4 protein-coding genes are annotated in these 1,603 nt (G+C 66.5%); all 4 read left to right on the forward strand.

Translation table 11 applies throughout. The annotated features are described in order from the left end of the window. Positions 1–314, forward strand: a 314-nt coding sequence (locus VAE48_RS01665; RefSeq protein ID WP_322791571.1) for a hypothetical protein, incomplete at its 5' end; no start/stop codon positions are given. 2 nt (positions 315–316) lie between these two features. After that, positions 317–757 carry a pilus assembly protein TadG-related protein gene (locus VAE48_RS01670; protein WP_322791572.1) on the forward strand — a complete coding sequence of 147 codons (441 nt, stop codon included), beginning with the start codon at positions 317–319 and terminating at the stop codon, positions 755–757. Positions 758–837: 80 nt separating this feature from the next. Continuing rightward, entirely contained in the window at positions 838–966 is a 129-nt protein-coding gene (locus VAE48_RS01675) for a hypothetical protein (RefSeq protein WP_322791573.1), read from the forward strand. Positions 967–1,033: 67 nt separating this feature from the next. Further along, a complete protein-coding gene (locus tag VAE48_RS01680; RefSeq protein ID WP_322791574.1) occupies positions 1,034–1,474 on the forward strand; it encodes a hypothetical protein in 441 nt (146 codons plus the stop codon). The last annotated feature ends 129 nt before the right edge of the window (positions 1,475–1,603 follow it).

Here is a 1,603-nt window from a genome sequence, read left to right on the forward strand (position 1 = left end):
ACTTCGCCATTGCCGGGTACGCGTCCGTAGCGGCGGCGAACGCCGCCAACTACGGGGCGCGGGTCGGCTCAGTCACGCAGGGCGGGGCGGCGGGGGCGGCGGCTTCCGCCGCTCATGCCGCGCTGTCGCGGACGATGATCGGGGAGTATTCGGTGGCCGCTTCGGGCGGCGGACGTCCCGGTTCGCTGGTGGTGGTCACGGTGAACTGGACGGCCCCCAATTACATCGGCTCGATGCTGGGACTGCTGGGCGGTGGCGGAGCGGTGGAGTTCAAAGGTCAGGCGCAGGCCACCTTCCGGCAGGAAGGATGGTAGGTATGAAACGGTCATTCCGCAACGGCGAACGCGGGCAGACGATGGCCTATTTCGTGATCGTGCTGACCTTCGTGGTCATCCCGCTGGCGGTGCTGACGGTGGACATTGTGCGGGCGTTGTACCTGCAAGCCCAATTGCAGGCGGCGGCGGATGCCGCCTGTGAAGCGGCGGCGCAAGCCCTGGACACGCCCACCTTTGTCCGCACCGGCACCCGGCAAATCAATCTGGGTTTGGGTGCGTCTTATGCGGCGCAGGCGTTCAGCGGGACGGTGGCCAACAAGGGCATTGTCGGCTATTCGCCTGCCCTGACCGGCATATCGCTGTTATCGCCAACGGTGGCGCGCTGCACGGCCAGCGCCGGGCTGAAACTGCTCATCCCCTCATCGCCGCAATTGACCGTGCGGGTCGTGGCGGTGTCGGAGATGCGGGTCAACCGGCGGTAGGGAGTTTGACGGATGCCCGGGGTCTGCCAAACTCACCAGGGTGCGGAGATCCAGATTCGGCGAAAGGAGGTCTCCGCCCTATGAGGAGTGCAGCCGTCAATTTGTGGCTGTCTGCCGTCCAGGTGGCAGCCGCCCTGTTCGTGGGAAATCTGCTGGCCAAGCGGGTCTTGGTGCTGGTGTACCAGATGGTCGCCGGGCTGACCTGGTAGGGCAGCAGGCAGGCGGGACGCACAGGCCGAACGCCTGCCCCACGGCACGGGCAGAAAGGAGCGAGGCTTGGAAATCGAGATTGACGCAAGAGAGTTTTCGGTTGTGGCCGCTGTCGTGGCCGTGATTGCCCTGATACTGCTGGGTGTGCTGGGCTGGCTGTTCACGCCGGAAGGCGGTAAAGTCCTGACCTACGCCGAGTGGCAGATTCACAAGGCCGAGCGTGCCTACCGCCAGGAGCTGCGGGATTTGCAAAAGACCTGCGAGGAGATGGCGGCCTTGCTGGACAGGCCGCTTGACCCTCTGCGGGTACAGGTGGCGGCAGACCGCATCCTGAACGAGATGGCAAAAGGCGGGCAGGCGGTCTTGCAGCCCCAGCGGGAAGCGGTGGCGGCTGCCGCGCAGGCCCTGCGGAATTGGGCGATGGGCGACAGCCGGGAGCGGGCGGTGGAAGCGGTGGCGGAAGCCAGCCGCAGGGTAGCGGAGGTGAGCGGTGGAAGCCTACCGTGAGCGGGCGTTGGAGGACATCCTGAACGCCGAGCGGGAACTGCGCCAGAACGCCGAGCGGGTGGCGCGGGAGTACCGGGCGCTGGTGCTGGAACTGGCCCAGCGTTTGGCAGGGGAAGCGTTGGAAGCCCG

The sequence above is a fragment of the Bellilinea sp. genome, from assembly GCF_034432615.1.
Lineage (GTDB): Bacteria > Chloroflexota > Anaerolineae > Anaerolineales > Anaerolineaceae > Bellilinea.